This is a genomic window from Shewanella litorisediminis (assembly GCF_016834455.1).
Taxonomy (GTDB): Bacteria; Pseudomonadota; Gammaproteobacteria; order Enterobacterales; family Shewanellaceae; genus Shewanella; species Shewanella litorisediminis.
On sequence record NZ_CP069213.1, the window covers coordinates 533,161 to 548,213 of the forward strand.

The window sequence follows — 15,053 nt, forward strand, 5'->3', positions numbered from 1 at the left end:
ACCGCTTGATTGCAGGAGGCAATACCATGAGTATGACCCTGACTTTTTGGGGAGCTACAGAGGAAGTTACAGGCTCCTGTCACTTACTGGAACTCAACGGTAAACGCCTGTTGCTGGATTGTGGCCTCATTCAGGGGGGCAAGCAGCAGGAAGCGCGCAATCGTGAACCCTTCCCCTTCGATCCGGCAAGCCTGGACGCTGTGGTACTGTCCCATGCCCATATCGACCATTCCGGTCGGCTGCCACTGTTGGTTAAGCAAGGCTACAGCGGCCCCATTTATACCCACAGTGCCACACTCGATCTCTGCGGTATCATGCTCAAAGATGCCGCCATGCTGCAGGGCAGGGACGCAGAGCGGCAAAACAAAAAGCGGCTGAAACAAGGGCTGGAACCACTGGAAGCACTCTTCGATGAGCAGGATGTGGATGTTGCCATGACCCGCTTTATACCGCTGGAATATGGCATGCGGCTTGACCCCATTCCGGGGGTGACCCTGACTCTCAGAGATGCCGGGCATATCCTGGGTTCGGCGCTGCTGGAGTTGGAGCTGGATGATGGTCAGCGGCAAAAGCGTGTGGTGTTTTCCGGCGATCTGGGCCGGGCTGGTATGCCCATACTGCGGGACCCTGACCTGGTGGACGCTGCCGATCTGGTACTGATGGAGTCAACTTACGGCAATCGCCTGCACCGCACGTGGGAATCCACACTGGAAGAACTCAAAGGGATTTTTGCCAAGGCCATCAGTGACAGTCGCGGCAATATTCTGATCCCGGCTTTTTCCGTCGGCCGGGCACAAGAGCTGCTGTATCTGTTTCATTTGTATGCCAAAGATTGGGATTTGTCGCGCTGGACCATTTGTCTGGATAGCCCCATGGCCATAGAGGCCACCAAGGTCTACATACGCCACTTTCCCTTGATGGACGAAGATTTCAAACGCTTTGTGCGTCAACATCCGGGAAATCATCCCCTGCTCTCCAACGTGGAGTTTATCCAGAGCACCGAAGAGTCCATTGCACTGAATGACGTACATCAGGGACTTATCATCATTGCTGGCAGCGGCATGTGTAACGGCGGGCGCATTCGTTGCCATCTGGAACACAATCTCTACCGACCCGAATGCGACATCATTATCTGTGGCTATCAGGCCGAAGGGACACCGGGCAGGGCACTGGTGGACGGGGTAGACAAGCTGACCATCAGTGGACAATCCATTGATGTGCGTGCCCGTATTCATACCGTGGGGGGGCTGTCGGCCCATGCGGACCAGGCCGAACTCCTGCGTTGGTATCATCACTTTAATGGTCGGCCACCCCTGGTGCTTGTGCATGGCGAAAAAGAAGCCCAGGAGATTTTAATGGCCACTCTCGAAAATGAGCCCGAACCGCCCAATGCGGTCAGTGCGGCTGGCTATGGCGATCAGTTGGATTTGGCTGCTTTGCCCAGGCTCAGCTGGTTGTATCAGGGAAAAAATCCCGGCTGATAGTGCTGGAGTTGTCTCTGGGCTTGCTGCATCATTGGCGCTTTCCTTGGTGGAGAGCATGAAGTGGATGCAGCCTCGTTCCGGGCCGGTTTTATCTATGTCGCCATTGCCGTATTTTTTTGGGGCATGCTACCTATTGCACTCAAGCTGTCGGCGGACTTTATCGACCCTGTCACTCTGACCTGGTTTCGATTTTTGGTGGCCCTGATTGTCAGTGTGGCGGTGCAATGGATCGGTGGCCGGTTAAGGCAGTTTGCATCGCTGGCAAAGCAGGATTGGCTGCTTCTCCTTGGCGCGGCAATGCTGCTGATGGCCAATTATGTTTCTTTCGTGTATTCCCTCGACTATCTGGCGCCCGGTGTGGCGCAGCTTAGCTTCCAGACGGCGCCTTTCTTCCTGGCGTTTGGTGGGGTGTTGTTTTTCGCAGAGAGACTCAAGGCAGTGCAGCTGGGCTGTTTTGCCTTGCTTGCCGTGGGAATGTATCTGTTTTTTGCCCCCAGATTGAGTTTTGACGGGGACGCGGGCCAATTGCTGCTCGGGCTTGCCATAGTGCAATTTTCGGCGCTGGCCTGGACCAGCTATGCCCTGATCCAAAAGGCCCTGATCCCCAAGCTCTCCCCGGCCAATGTGCTGCTGTTCATCTACGGTGTGGGTGTGTTATTCATGGCACCCTTTTGCGAGTTCGGCGCCTTTGGCATCATGGATATCGATGCCTGGCTGGTGGCTGGCTTCTGCGCCATCAATACCCTGGTCGCTTACGGTTGTTTTGGTCAGTCGATGAAGTACTGGCCCACAGCGCAGGTGAGCGCCATGCTCGCCCTGACCCCCATCGTCAGCTTCAGTTTAACCGCTGCAGTAGTGGCCTTTGGCTGGTGGCCAGAGAGCTTCCAGTCTGATGCCTTAAGCCCTGTGAGCATGATGGGTATCTTGCTGATTGTATTGGCGGTAGCCACGCTGCAATTGTTGCCAAGATACCTGGCTTCGTTCAGTAAACCCGGGAGCGTGCAGCCATGAGCCGTCAGGCACAGCAGCCTGTTTGGCTTACGGATATTCGTGCTGTGGCGTTTGACCTCGATGGCACCCTGGCCCATTCCAACCCTGACTTTCCGGCTATCCGTGAGGCTCTTGGTCTCACTGCTGGGCAGGATATTCTGGCCCATATTGCAGGTTTGCCTGCGGCGGAGCAGGCCGATGCCATGGCGACTGTGCATCATTATGAAATGGCCGCTTCCCGGCAAGCCCAATGGGTAAGGGGCGCGGCCGAATTACTTGAGTTTGTGCAGCAAAAGCCGCTGCCTACGGCCATTTTAACCCGCAATATGCGCCAGGCCGCTGAGTTGACGCTGTCCCGTCTGGGATTATCGGTTGAATTGCTGCTGACCCGGGAGGATGCCCCCGCCAAGCCTGATCCTGCCGGACTTATCCATATCATGGAGAGCTGGCAGCTGGAGCCTGCTCAGGTGCTCTATGTGGGCGACTATCTATTTGATTTGCAGACGGCCCGCAGCGCTGGCTGCCGCTCTGCGCTTTACTGCCCAGAGGGGACGCCGGACTATGGCGACATGGCCGATTTGCTGGTTCCCTGTTATTTTGAGTTCATTGCCTTGTGGCGCGGCGCCGAATAAGCCATCTCAGGCTATCCAAGACTCCGAACAGCCACACGCCGATGAGCAGATAAAGCGCTCCTGAGCCGATGGCTGCGCTGCGACTGTGGATCTGTGCGAGAATTTGCGGCATGTCCAGCGGCAGCATGCCCGACATTATCTCGTTGGCAATGTCGTTGGCGACCTGATAAATGTCACCCAGCAACAGAGAAAGACTGATTGCCGTCAGTAGCAGTATCAGCCATCCCAGCCACTTTTTACCCAGCAGCAGATGGCCGCTCCCCGGGCATACAAGGGCATTGCACAGCAGTGCTTTGAGTTCGTTTGACATGGGTTCTCCTGTAAACCATGGCAGCATAACAGCTTGAGGCCCGCTGACAAGGCGGCAAGCACACAGACGCAAAGGAGATTAATGGATGAAACTCAGCATAATAACCGGTGTTTTTGCATTGGCACTTCAGGGCGTGGCGGCCGCGCAGGCTCCCTCTTTTGACTGCAGTAAACTGGCCGATAATGCGCCCTCGGCCGAAAAGCTGGTGTGTAGCTACCCGGCGCTGGCTGCGCTGGACAGACAGTTGGCTGATACCTATAAAGCGGCCCAGATGAAGGCAGTCAATGAACATCCGCCGACCCTCAAGGCGGAGCAGCGGGGCTGGATTAAAGGCCGTAATGAGTGCTGGAAATCAGGCGATCTGGCCGCTTGTGTGGCCCAGAGCTATCGTTCGCGAAACGCAGAGTTACAGGCCCGCTATCGTTTGGTGGCCATGAAAGGTCCCTTCAGCTGGCGCTGCAGCGATAACAGTGAAGTCATCATCAGCTATTTTGACACCGATCCGGCCACCGCCATCGCCGAGCGGGGCGATTCTGTGTCCCTGATGTTTGTTGCCCCCAGCGGCAGCGGTGCCCGCTATCAGGGGCCAAACGAAAGCGTTTGGGAACATCAGGGCGAAGCCGAAGTGGTTTGGGGTTATGGGGCACCTCTGCTCAAGTGTACATTGGTACCTTGATAGGGATCTTGATAGGGATAGAACCGCCGGCACCCAGAGCTTGCCCCCGAACGGGGTTCACCCAATAAAAAAGCCGCCTATGGGCGGCTTTTTTGCGGGTGCGTTTTAATCACAGAGCGTTTATCACCGAGCTTGGTTATTCACCCAGCAGCGCTGCCATCATTTTCTGGCCTACTTCGGTGTGGTGTTGCATGGTGGAGAATTGCTTGGTTACACCATAAGGACCAAAGGCGTACACGGGCACTGGCGCGGCCGTGTGGGTACCTGTGCCCCAAACCACGTTTTGATCTGCAGCCAGGGCACGGCCAATCAGGTTGGCGTGTACTTCGTCGGCGTAAACGTAGAATTCCTTGAAGTCATTGACCTTGGGGAACACGGAGGCAGACAGGTAGCTGTGGCCATCGACCCAGTATTCGTTGGCTTCACGCAGGGCAGCCGGCGCGGCCTGCTCTGGTGTTACCTTGAAATCGCTGTAGTGGTTAATGGCACCGGCCCATTCGCTACCTGTAGTACCATCAAAGGCCCAGTCGGCGCTGACCATGTCCATCATGTTGTAGAAGGTGCCGCTTTGGGCGTAGAGGCGATCCAGCTTGTCCAGACTGCCGAAGTTGAAGTTGGGCTGATAGTCGGCGCCCCGCATGCCATCACCGGGCAGGCTCTGGGCATCGGGCAGATCTTTGCGGCTGTAGCTTAATCCAAAGCTGCCGGTTTCGTGGTCGGCGGTGACAATCACCAGGGTGTCGTCGCGGTCTTTAACCCATTCATAAACCGCATCCACTGCTTCGTCGAAACGCAGCAGCTCGTGCAGCATCCAGCCTGCGTCGTTGATGTGGCCGGCCCAGTCAATCTGACCGCCTTCAATCATCAGGAAGAAGCCATCTTCGTCCCTGGAAAGAATATCTAGGGCTTTGAGGGTCATTTCACGCAGCGAAGGCTCTTTACAATCACCGGCTTCCTGGCAGGCCTTATAGGCAATGGCATCCATCATGCCTGAGTTGGCAAACAGACCCAGCAACTTGTCGCCATCGGCGGCATTGAGCTGGGCCTTGTCGAATGCCAGCTGGTAGCCCTTGGTGTCCCTGGCTTCTTTGACCAGATTGCGATCGTCCTTACGCCTGGACTTCTTTACCACTGACGACACGGCGCCCAGGGCGGCCAGCTCGGCTTTGACGGCATCATTGCTGCCGGCATCCTGAGGAATAAATTCACGGGCGCCACCGGAGAGCATGACGTCTACCACGGCCTTGTCGATAAGCTCTGCGGCGATGGCGGACTCATAGCTGCGGTGGGGCTGGTGGGCGGCAAAGGCTGCGGGTGTGGCGTGGGTCAGGCGGGTATCGGATATCAAACCCGTGGCCTTGCCTTTGGCTTTGGCTTTTTCAAGGATGGTTTCAACCACATAGCCCTGGGCATCCAGGCCAATCATCTCTGAACCGGCGGCCTTGCCGGTGGCCAGTTGGCTGGCAGAGCAGGCGGAGTCTACTACCAGGCTGCCATCGGGGCCGTTGAGCGACAGGCCCATCTGGCCGGCATCACCCAAACGCTTGAGCGCAGTTTGGTTACCTTTGCTGTTGTAGGTGGAGTTGGGGGCGCGGCGGGCGTATTCTTCGAGCAGACCAACCTGCTGGGCACCCATACCATCGCCGATCATCAGGATGACGTTTTTCACCGAGGTGATTTCCTCGGGAGCCACTTCCTTGATGACTTCCACTTCCTTGATCACTTCAACCGTTTTATCGTCGTTGCAACCGCTCATCAGTGCGGCTGCGATGGCTACTGCCAGCAGGCTTTTGTGTTTCATGCTTGATCTCGTTTGACTTTCTCATGTGTAGGGCGTGATTTAAACGCCCGAAAGTCTGACGAGACCAGATGACAAAATGACGAAAGTTTTGTGTCAGTTTGAGTATTTACTTATTTATTTTTATTGGAATATCATGCTGTTAATTGTTAGAGCAGCACTTTGCACACCACCTTGCGCACCCGTACTGGAGTAATGCCGGTACCCGGCATATGCATGTCTTCCGGCATGAAAATGGCAAACATCCCGGCCTTCAAAGGCACAAAGCAGGCCGCCTCACGATTCTGTTCGTAGTCATATTCGATAAAGTCATGGGCTTCATGATAGGGGGCCAGTGGCGCTTGATCTTCGAGGGGCAGATAACCAAAGGCTTCTTCGCCACTCACAACAAACTGCACATCGGCGTAGCGTCTGTGGGTTTCAAAGGGCTCTGTGCCCGGGGGCTGGGTATCGTAGTCGTTGACTATGGCAAAGAGCGCATCGCCATCTATGGTGTGGCGCCCCTTGGGCAACGCGGCCAAATCCGTGTTGGCCAAAAACTCGAGTGCGGCCTGGATGCCTGAATGGAGGTGGCTGTATCTGTGTCTGTTTTCGAGTTTGTCGACAATCATAAAAGCTCCGGGCTGATACGCGGGCCTCACTGGCCACGCTGGCGTGCTGGAGTATAGCGAAAGCCGCCTGCTTTGGCATCGTTAAGAATTGAGGTAACCTCTAGCCTTATTGCTGTAGACGACCCAAGGGTAAAAGATTGAACGCACTCAGATTACTGGCCGGCAAAACCGCCATGAAACGGATCCGCGAGGAGGGGCTTAAGCCTGAGCTTTTCAGTCGTCTGCTGGCGGCGTCCGGTGGCCCTAAATGGCTTGGGATTACCGGGCTCGATAAGTATCTGTTCAGTGAGTTTTTTAAAGACCGTAAAACGCCGCTCTACACCCTGGGTGCCTCGTCCGGTGCCTGGCGTCTTGCCTGTTTGGCGCAGCAGGACGTGCTGGCAGCCTATGGCCGCCTGGAAGACTTTTATATCGGCCAACGTTATGACACCAAACCCAGCCGCGAAGAGGTCAGCCGCCAGGTCACAGGCATTGTGGCCGGTATTCTGGGCGATACAGGCGCCGCCGAGATCCTGGCCAACCCGGTATTTCGGTCGCATTTTGTGGTGTGCCGTGGCCGACATTTAAATCGCGTTAATGGCAAGCTGCCCTTGGCACTTGGGCTTTCGGTCACGGCGGCCACCAATCTCGTCAGTCGTCGCAGTCTGGGTTGGCACTTTGAACGTCTGGTGTTTTCTCAGGCAGACAATGACTCCCACTTTCGTTTGCTCACCGATCTGCCCAGCCGTGACTGCAAGCTGAGCCAGGGTAATCTGGCGGATGTGCTGCAGGCCACCGGCTCCATTCCCTTGGTACTTGCGCCAGTTGGCCATATTGAGGGGGCGGGGCAGGGGCATTTCTATGATGGGGGTATTACCGACTACCATTTTGATTTTCCACTGGCGCAGCATCAGGGGCTCACCCTGTATCCCCATTTCTTCCCAACCATAAAGCCCGGCTGGTTTGATAAGTCGTTGCCTTGGCGCCGCGCCGTAGCTAATTATGATAACGCGCTGCTGCTGGTACCCAGTGCCGGGTTTGTTGCCTCCCTGCCCAATGGAAAAATTCCCGACCGGGATGATTTCAAAACACTGGATACGGCAAGCCGTCAGCGCAGCTGGCGAGAGGCGACGCAGGCCAGCGAGCGATTGGCTGAGGAGTTTGCCCGGGTGCTCCAGGGGGATCTCTCCCGTATTGAATCGTTTCCAGAATGAAACAAATCACTGTGATTGCAGGTCTAATGCCTGAGACTGATTAATTTTTGTTCATTGAGGCTTGGTGCCTCTCAACTGCTAAAATTTGATCAGTTGAGTAGTGTTACTCCGCAGACCGTTGCAGGAGGTTACCATGCAATCACAGGAAATGGCGTTACTGATCCACGACGCCTTACTGTTGCCAGATGGACGGCTTGAGTTGAGGATTGTTGAGCCGCGCTATTCGCGCATGGTGGCAGAAGTGTTCAAAGGGGTTTACCCTCTGGCCTTCGCGATGCACAAGGCCAACGGTCATCCGCCTTGCTATCCGGAAGCAACACAATGCGAGATCATCGACTTTAACCAGTTGGAAGACGACACCCTGAGTATCATCATCGAGGGGCGTCAGCGGGTGGAAATTCTCGCTGCCAGGCAGGAAAAAGATCTGCTCTGGAAGGTGAAGGCAGCCCCCTGCCACAACTGGGAAAAAGAACCCATAGACGGTGAGTTTGAAATCATCAGTGCGGCGCTGGAGCAGTTTTATCAGGTCAATCCGGATCTGTTTGGTCTGTACACTGATGTGCACCTTGAAGATGCGGCCTGGGTAAGCCAACGTTGGCTCGAGGTTTTGCCCATGTACAGCCAGGACAAATTCAAGCTGATTAATCAGCCGGATTGTCACAAGGCCATGGACTTTGTGCTCAAACTCATTAAGTCCCACGCCGGATAGTGCGCGCGGGGTGTTTGCCCCGCTTTCCCTTTGCCTTTACACTGGGCGCCCTCTTGCCAGGGAGCCTTTTTGTGTCTGAATTAACCGCTACGGCCCGTGCGGCCCAACCCTCTTATGTGGTCTTGCCAAGGGATAATCCCAGCACCACAGTATTCGGATTTTTGTGCAGCCATTTCGCCCGTATCGGCGAAGCGGTATGGCGCACCCGAATTCTCGATGGCAAGGTGCATTGGCAGGACGGCAGCCTGATTGATTTGGATACGCCCTACCGCGCCACAGCCCGGGTTTACTATTACCGTGAGGTGGTGGCAGAGACCAAAATCCCCTTCAGTGAAAAAATACTCTGTCGCAACGAGCATATGATGCTGGTGTTCAAACCGCATTTTTTGCCGGTCACGCCGTCGGGCAATTATGTCAATGAATGTCTGGTGCATCGGCTGCGGCTTGCCACCGGCATTGATACTATCAGCCCTGCCCACAGGCTCGACAGGGAAACTGCCGGGGTTATTCTGATGAGCCTGAATCCGGAAACCCGGCATCAGTACCATCAACTTTTCTTAAATGGCGGGATACGCAAAGATTACGAAGCCATTGCCCGGCTAACGCCGGAACTCCTGGCACTGCATGGCGATGGGCAGGGTTTGCCGCAGCGCTGGACGGTGAAAAATCGCATGCAGCCGGCAGACCCATCGTTTTTGATGCAGGTTGTGCCGGGAGAGGCCAACAGTCACTCTGAAATCGCCTTGCTCAAGGTGAAGGATGGCCGCGGTTTATTTGAGCTCAGCCCCATCACCGGGCGCACTCATCAGCTGAGGGTGCACATGCAGAGCCTGGGTATGCCGCTGGAAAACGACCGTTTCTACCCCAGCCTGCAACCCCAATCGGCCGATAACTTCGATACTCCCTTAAAGCTGGTGGCCAGGCGACTCAGGTTTACCGATCCCATCACCGGGGAAAAATTAGATGTGGGTTGTGATGGGTTTGCAGGTGAATTCAGTTAGTTAGTCCATTATCATGGTTAGCGTCCAAGCAGGTAAGGTGTTCCTTGGTTCAGGCTTTGGCATCTTGACCTTAAGCATCACCACAGCGGTTTTAATTGCCTGTATACCCTTTTTATGCCCTGTTTATGGGGCGGTATATGCATTTTTGCTTCTCAATCAAAGAGTGTGCCGCTCTCATAGCGAGAGCTCATTGGCGACCTGATGGAAAATGAAGCGCGGGAGACGATGTTAAGTGAAGGAAAGTTACGGTCCGTCGGACAAATCTCAGGCACCCACTGTGGATGCCGGCCCAATGGTTAACAACGATAGCCCAAAGCGGGGCGGTTATCGAGGCCGCTTGTACTGGCTGCTGGCCCTGGTCTTAGCGCCCTTGGTGTTGCTGTTGTGGCTTGTCGTCAAGCCATGGCTGTTTATTCTGGCGCCCGGCATAGTCACCAGTGAGCCTTTGGAGATGCGCTCGCCCGGTTCGGGCGTAGTCAGTGCTGTGTATCATGCCAGCGGTGATCTGGTGAGCACTGGAGAACCGCTGCTGGTGCTGAAAGACCCCGCCCTTGACGCGCAAATTCAGGGGCTCGAGCGCCAACTTACCCAGATGCAGCAATTCCGTGACCTGGGCGCCGAGATCAGTGCGCAAATCGGGGAGAAAATCCGCGTCGCCGAAGAGGGGATGATTCGACAGGATGAACTCCTTTCCCAGTTTGAGAAATTCCGCGCCAAAGGCGTGGTGCCCACCGCAGATATGGCGGCAGTGCTGCAGGCGCATACCTCCGCCAAAATGGCGCTGGAGCAGGCAAGGGCAGAGCTTATCAGCGAACTTCAGCGCCAGCAGGAGTCACGTCAGGCCGGTGTGGTAACCCAGAGCCGCCAAAGAATGGAACTTGAGCTATCCCGCCTAAAGGCGCTGCGTGAGCAGCTCACAATACGTGCCCCTTACGATGCGCGGATTGCCGATATTCAGGTGCAGGTGGGTGAACAACTGGCCGTAGAGCGCCCACTGCTGTGGCTCTCGGGTCGTGACAGCCCTGTGGTGGTGGCCTACCTTGAACCCAAGTACCTTGACTATGTGGGCCAGGGTCAGCAGGCGAGCATCAGGCTGCCCAATGGTGAAAGCTTCAATGGACGTATTGAAGAGCCGACCGAGCTGGTGAGCAAGTTGCCCAAGCAGCTGTCAGGCTCCTTAGACGGTGGAAAACCGGTGCTCAAAGTCACACTGACTCCGGCTGAACCCCTGTCGCTGGCGGTAGAAGGTGTGCCGGTGGAAGTCACCTTCGACCGCTTTTAGTGGTTGAGCATAATCTCGACCAATAGAGCATCAGTGAGCCCCGCATTGCGGGGCTATTTGTTGGCGATGTTCCAGGGTGTCATCTCAAACCGGGGCAAAGCGTGTCAGTGTTCCCGTGGCGGCAGAAACTCGGTCTGGCTCATGTCGGCATGCAGCACCGCAATGCGGCTGGGGGCGCCGGAGTCAGACAGGTGAACCAGGCCAATACCACTTTGATTAACCAAGCGTTTGCTGGGTTCACCATTGGGTCTTCGGCCACGAATAAGCATGCGTTTGCGCTTGGTAAACAGGTTCAGCGGCGAGAAATAACCATAGAGCCAGCCATTCAATTTATCGAACCAGGGCAACAGCTTTTCAGGGAACTGATTTTTAATGCCGCTGGAGGTAATTTGATAAATATTGGGGCTGGCGTGGCGAAAACGAATACGCACATCGTAAGCGAAGGAGTAGTGCACGTCCCCTGAGAGAATAATGAACTCCTGGGGGGTTTTTCGGTGCATAAACATAGCCAGCAGGGCACCCGCGGCGCCGGGGTGCGCCATCCAGTTTTCGGCATCCACGAGCAGTGAACCACCGAGCAGGGTCGCGGTGCGCTGCACGGCTTCAATCAGCTTGACCCCGAACATGGGCGCCGGCGAGACAATAATCACTTTCTCCTGCCCAATCAGTTGTTGCTGAAAGTCCATCAGGGCTTCCCAGTCCATTAGCCCTGACGGTTTGGCGAGGTTGGACTCACTGCGCCAGCGGCGGGTTCGCGTATCCAGCACCACCAGTCTGGGCGAGGTTTCCAGGTGAAAATGCCAGTCTTCAAACCTAAGTAGCTTATCTATGACGGCGTCCTGCGCCGATGCCACCAATCTTGGCGCTGCCAGCATGCCCTTGAGTTCGGCCATCAATGACTCAAACTTTTGCGGTGCATTGCCAATGGCCTGAAACAGGCAATAGCTCAGCAGGGCATTCCCGATGATTCGCTTGGAAAAGCCGTGGCCGTAGGCCGCTTCTTCCCATTTGGCGGTGAGGTTCCAATCATCTGTAATGTCATGATCGTCAAAAATCATGTAAGTGGGCAGGTGGGCCATCAGCCGCCTTACCTGAGTGAGCCCGGCCCGAAAGGCCAGCAGATGATCCCACTCGTTTTGCCACTGAACCAGACGTTTCCCAGTCAGTCCCTCGGGCGACTTGGGAATGTCAATCAGATGCCAGAGCTCCGGTGACCACACCAGTAAATACAGTGCCGTCATTTCGGCAAAGCTCACCAGGTGGTTGTCGGCAATGGAGGAGGTAAAAATCGGGTGATTGATATACCAGCGCCACAGCGCCGTCTTGGCTGGATATTGGGTATGGGGCAAGAGCCGCTTGTATCTCTGGTACATGTGCACTGGCGCGTAATCGATATTGTCGCTGCCAGCCACGGGCGCGCCGACAAAGTCTTCCTGCCTGAGCTTAAGTAAATCAATTACCTGCCTTATGGCCCACAGCATGGGGCCGGCGACATCGTCGATATAGACCTGATCGCCACTCAGCATCAGCAGTGCAGGCCGCTCCGATGTTCCCTCGGCCAATAAGGTGTCGGCTGCCACCAGAGCATCACTGCTGTGATGGTGAGGATTGCGACAACTGCCATGCAGCAGCGAATGAATATTGCGGCTGTAAATAAGATGGGGCAGGGTTTGTCCGGGGTAACAAAGGCCATCCAGCTCGCCAAGCAGGCTCTTTTCGCCCTCGGTAAGATTGTACGAGATAGGTTTTCCTTCAGGCAGCAGCGCGTCGCCAGAGACTGTCAGCAGGTACATCCATGCTGCCTCCCCCAAAGGGATTTCGTCGATATGTGGCTGATGTACTTCGCCATTCAGGGTAAGCGCAGGTGTATGCAAGGGGCGAGAACTGACCAGCCACAGCGTCAGGGTGCTTGGGTCGCAGTGACGAACAATGGGGCCGGCTATCAGGGTGGAAAGTGAGTTCTGTGCTTGGCTGCTGTCCATAGATGCGGTTTTTGGAGACCTCAATGCGGCGCGCCTGACTGACGGCGGACAAATAGTGCCCCAAGGGTAAAAAAAGCGCGCTGCGGCCACAAGATCTGAGGCGTATTTAATCGTAAGCTGATGTAAAGCCAAGTCTTGCCGTGCTAGGCTTTGACCATTCTTTGCCTGGCTAACATGTGGCAGGCGCGACTCAGGGGCGATTCAGGAGGTTGTTAATGGCAAACATCATGGTAACGGGTGCAACTGGGCTTCTGGGCCGCGCTGTGGTCAGGGCATTAGCCGTCAGCCACACAGTCACAGGCACAGGTTTCAGCCGCGCCACCGATGGCATTATCCGACTGGATTTAACCGATGCCAACGCAGTAAGTACCGCAGTGGCCGATATCGCGCCTCAGGTGATAGTGCACTGCGCCGCCGAGCGCAGGCCCGATGTGTCGGCACAAAACCCGGACGCCGCCAAGGCACTTAATTTGTCGGCCACCGAGGCTCTGTGTCAGGCCGCCAAGGCCTGTGGTGCCTGGCTCATTTATATCTCCACCGACTATGTGTTCGATGGCACCGAGCCGCCCTACAGTGAAGATGCCGCCCAAAATCCGGTGAACTTTTATGGCGAAACCAAATTGATGGGCGAGCAGGCGGTTAAGCGCCTGATGCCCGATGCCGCCATACTGCGACTGCCAATTTTGTACGGAGAAGTCGAGCGCCTTAATGAGTCGGCGGTGTTGGTGCTGATTGAGCAACTTTTGGATTATCAAAAACAAGGGGTGGATGACTGGGCCATTCGCAGGCCAACTTCCACTGCGGATATTGCCGATGCCATCAATGGCATGATTGGTAAGCATCTCGGGGGCGAGACAATCAGCGGCATCTACCATTTCAGTGCTGCCGAGACCATGACCAAGCACGGCATGATAGTCGCGCTGGCAGAAGTGTTGGGTAAGGACAGCGGCCATTTGATAGCCCAGTCGAGCCCTGTGGATACCGCCAGGCGGCCAAGGGATTGCACCTTAAGCTGCCAGCGGATGGAGGCCTTGGGACTCCTGAAGACCCGGCCTTTCAAAGAAGCGGCGGCCGAGGCGCTTGCAGCCTCACAGGCAGCGCTGGCCAAGGCTGGCAGTTGAACTGTCCCTCGACCCCAAGGGCGTTAACGCGCCAATGAAAAAGGGGCCATTCGGCCCCTTTTTTTGTTAACTCGCCGCTATCCAGAAGCGGGCAGTGTCTTATTCAAACCTGGCGGGTTTATCGCGGTTCACCCACAGGCTCAGCAGCATGGAGCCCACCAGAATGGTGCCCACCACACCCAGTGCCACGGTAATCGGCAGGTGGAACACATCAATCAGCATCAGTTTAAAGCCGATAAACACCAGGATGATGGCAAGACCGTACTTGAGCAGGCTGAACTTCTCGGCCGCGCCCTGCAGCAGAAAGTACATGGCCCGCAGACCCATGATGGCGAAGATGTTGGAGGTGAGCACGATAAAGGGGTCTGTGGTCACGGCGAAGATGGCCGGGATACTGTCCACCGCAAAGATAAGGTCGCTTATCTCTACCAAAATCAGCACCAAAAACAGTGGCGTGGCGTACTTCACCCCTTCGCGCAGCACAAAGAAGCGCTCGCCCTCGAGATGTTCGGTCAGCTTCATTTTGCTGCGAAGCCAGAGCAGCCCGCGATTGGTGGAGAGGTCAGTTTCCTTGTCGGCGGTCAGCAGCATTTTCACGCCGGTGAACACCAGGAAGGCGCCAAACACATACAAAAGCCAGTGGAACTGATTAATCAGCCAGATGCCGCCAAACACCATACCGGCGCGCATCACAATGGCGCCCAGCACGCCGTACAGCAGCACCCGACGTTGCAGCTCGGGTGGAATGGCAAAGTAAGAGAAAATCATCAACCAAACGAAGACGTTGTCCACGGCCAGTGCTTTTTCAATTACATAGGCAGTCAAAAATTCCAGCGCCTTGGCATTGGCAATCTCACGGCCAACCGAGTAATCAAGCCAGGCCCAGACGCCGGCGTTGAACCCCATGGCCACCACAAACCACACCAGCGACCAGGTCAGCGCCTCTTTCATCGAGACTTTATGACTCTTGCCACCTACAAACTTGATATCGACCCACAAGAGAGTCAGCACTATGGCCGCAAATGCAGCCCACAACCACCAGGTTTCCACGAGTAATACTCCCAAAACAAAAACAGCCTGTACCTGACGGTACAAGCTGCTCTGAATTGGAGATACACCTTGCCCGTCGGCAAGGTCTCACTTACAGCCTGTTGGCTGCCCGGTTGCCGGGTGCAAAGCACCGTCATGACGACAAACCGGCGAGAAGTTACTCCCCTTGTTGGCGCTTACTCTATCAGTGCCGAAGCGGCTGCGCCAGTGGCTG

General features: G+C 55.7%; 14 protein-coding genes. 9 read left to right on the forward strand and 5 right to left on the reverse strand.

Features of this window, described 5'->3' with window-relative positions; translation table 11 throughout:
- Positions 1-26 precede the first annotated feature (26 nt).
- From JQC75_RS02385 to JQC75_RS02395, 3 genes are all read left to right on the forward strand, one after another.
- On the forward strand, positions 27-1,481 hold the full coding sequence (locus tag JQC75_RS02385) for an MBL fold metallo-hydrolase RNA specificity domain-containing protein (RefSeq protein WP_203325910.1): 1,455 nt from the start codon (positions 27-29) through the stop codon (positions 1,479-1,481).
- Positions 1,482-1,607: 126 nt separating this feature from the next.
- Positions 1,608-2,495 (forward strand): DMT family transporter, encoded by an 888-nt coding sequence (locus JQC75_RS02390; protein WP_239002126.1) that lies wholly within the window; start codon positions 1,608-1,610, stop codon positions 2,493-2,495.
- Entirely contained in the window at positions 2,492-3,106 is a 615-nt protein-coding gene (locus JQC75_RS02395) for an HAD family hydrolase (RefSeq protein WP_203325912.1), read from the forward strand. Before JQC75_RS02390 ends, JQC75_RS02395 begins: the two co-directional genes overlap by 4 nt.
- Here the strand turns inward: JQC75_RS02395 and JQC75_RS02400 are convergent.
- Positions 3,078-3,416, reverse strand: coding sequence for a hypothetical protein (locus JQC75_RS02400; RefSeq protein WP_203325913.1), 339 nt, complete (start codon positions 3,414-3,416; stop codon positions 3,078-3,080). The two genes, JQC75_RS02395 and JQC75_RS02400, sit on opposite strands and share 29 nt — an antisense overlap.
- A gap of 85 nt (positions 3,417-3,501) precedes the next feature.
- Here JQC75_RS02400 and JQC75_RS02405 point away from each other — a divergent pair, with 85 nt between their 5' ends.
- Positions 3,502-4,092, forward strand: a complete 591-nt coding sequence (locus JQC75_RS02405; RefSeq protein ID WP_203325914.1) for an MliC family protein — start codon at positions 3,502-3,504, stop codon at positions 4,090-4,092.
- A gap of 136 nt (positions 4,093-4,228) precedes the next feature.
- Here JQC75_RS02405 and JQC75_RS02410 read toward each other — a convergent pair whose 3' ends face one another.
- Both JQC75_RS02410 and JQC75_RS02415 read right to left on the reverse strand, forming a co-directional pair.
- On the reverse strand, positions 4,229-5,893 hold the full coding sequence (locus JQC75_RS02410) for an alkaline phosphatase (RefSeq protein WP_203325915.1): 1,665 nt from the start codon (positions 5,891-5,893) through the stop codon (positions 4,229-4,231).
- Positions 5,894-6,039: 146 nt separating this feature from the next.
- Complete coding sequence (locus JQC75_RS02415; protein ID WP_203325916.1) at positions 6,040-6,501, reverse strand: NanQ anomerase/TabA/YiaL family protein; 462 nt, start codon at positions 6,499-6,501, stop codon at positions 6,040-6,042.
- 137 nt (positions 6,502-6,638) lie between these two features.
- On the opposite strand from JQC75_RS02415, the gene JQC75_RS02420 reads away from it, so the two are divergent.
- The 4 genes from JQC75_RS02420 to JQC75_RS02435 all read left to right on the forward strand — a co-directional run bounded on the left by JQC75_RS02420 (position 6,639) and on the right by JQC75_RS02435 (position 10,686).
- Positions 6,639-7,694, forward strand: coding sequence for an alpha/beta hydrolase (locus tag JQC75_RS02420; RefSeq protein WP_203325917.1), 1,056 nt, complete (start codon positions 6,639-6,641; stop codon positions 7,692-7,694).
- 133 nt (positions 7,695-7,827) lie between these two features.
- Complete coding sequence (locus tag JQC75_RS02425; RefSeq protein ID WP_203325918.1) at positions 7,828-8,403, forward strand: LON peptidase substrate-binding domain-containing protein; 576 nt, start codon at positions 7,828-7,830, stop codon at positions 8,401-8,403.
- Between the two features lie 71 nt (positions 8,404-8,474).
- A complete protein-coding gene (locus JQC75_RS02430; RefSeq protein WP_203325919.1) occupies positions 8,475-9,404 on the forward strand; it encodes a pseudouridine synthase in 930 nt (309 codons plus the stop codon).
- 232 nt (positions 9,405-9,636) lie between these two features.
- Positions 9,637-10,686, forward strand: coding sequence for an HlyD family secretion protein (locus JQC75_RS02435; protein WP_203325920.1), 1,050 nt, complete (start codon positions 9,637-9,639; stop codon positions 10,684-10,686).
- Positions 10,687-10,790: 104 nt separating this feature from the next.
- Here JQC75_RS02435 and JQC75_RS02440 read toward each other — a convergent pair whose 3' ends face one another.
- Positions 10,791-12,668 (reverse strand): alkaline phosphatase D family protein, encoded by a 1,878-nt coding sequence (locus tag JQC75_RS02440; protein WP_203325921.1) that lies wholly within the window; start codon positions 12,666-12,668, stop codon positions 10,791-10,793.
- A 215-nt stretch (positions 12,669-12,883) separates the two neighbouring features.
- Between JQC75_RS02440 and JQC75_RS02445 the strand changes: the two genes are divergently transcribed.
- The gene (locus JQC75_RS02445) at positions 12,884-13,789 is read left to right on the forward strand and encodes a dTDP-4-dehydrorhamnose reductase family protein (protein ID WP_203325922.1); all 906 of its coding nucleotides are present in this window, start codon (positions 12,884-12,886) and stop codon (positions 13,787-13,789) included.
- A 99-nt stretch (positions 13,790-13,888) separates the two neighbouring features.
- Here JQC75_RS02445 and JQC75_RS02450 read toward each other — a convergent pair whose 3' ends face one another.
- Positions 13,889-14,854, reverse strand: a complete 966-nt coding sequence (locus tag JQC75_RS02450; protein WP_275403203.1) for a TerC family protein — start codon at positions 14,852-14,854, stop codon at positions 13,889-13,891.
- Between the last annotated feature and the right edge of the window lie 199 nt (positions 14,855-15,053).